The sequence below is a fragment of the Acinetobacter sp. YH01020 genome, from assembly GCF_013420275.1.
Taxonomy (GTDB): Bacteria; Pseudomonadota; Gammaproteobacteria; order Pseudomonadales; family Moraxellaceae; genus Acinetobacter; species Acinetobacter amyesii.
In genome coordinates this window covers 1-782 of record NZ_VOYN01000132.1, presented here as the reverse complement: position 1 = coordinate 782, position 782 = coordinate 1, and the positions used below count along the sequence as shown (strand labels likewise).

1 protein-coding gene is annotated in these 782 nt (G+C 45.5%); it reads right to left on the bottom strand.

From position 1 onward, the window contains the following. Window positions 1-782: hypothetical protein (locus tag FTT85_RS18520; protein WP_180184124.1), on the bottom strand; the 782-nt coding region annotated here is incomplete at both ends.

Genomic DNA, 782 nt, shown 5'->3' with positions numbered 1-782 from the left:
AATTTGCTGAATTTGAAGCATTAACAGCAGAGCTTGCAGATGCATCAGCAGATCCGGCCGCACTCAATGCTGAACTTGCAGAACTGTAAGCTGAATTTTGTGAACTAGCTGCAGAACTTGCTGATGCAGTTGCTGAACTCAACGATGATTGTGCTGAACTAGCGGACGCAGTTGCTGAACTCAATGATGATTGTGCAGAGCTAGCAGATGATACTGCTGAGCCAGCAGATTCAATTGCTGAACTAGCAGATAATCCTGCTGAACCAGCAGATGCAGTTGCTGAACTCAATGATGATTGTGCAGAGCTAGCAGATGATACTGCTGAACCAGCAGATTCAATTGCTGAACTCAACGATGATTGTGCAGAGCTAGCAGATGATACTGCTGAGCCAGCAGATTCAATTGCTGAACTAGCAGATAATCCTGCTGAACCAGCAGATGCAGTTGCTGAACTCAATGATGATTGTGCAGAGCTAGCAGATGATACTGCTGAACCAGCAGATGCAGTTGCTGAACTCAACGATGATTGTGCAGAGCTAGCAGATGATACTGCTGAACCAGCAGATTCAATTGCTGAACTCAACGATGATTGTGCAGAGCTAGCAGATAATCCTGCTGAACCAGCAGATGCAGTTGCTGAACTCAACGATGATTGTGCTGAACTAGCAGATAATCCTGCTGAACCAGCAGATGCAGTTGCTGAACTCAATGATGATTGTGCAGAGCTAGCAGATGATACTGCTGAACCAGCAGATGCAGTTGCTGAACTCAATGATGATTGT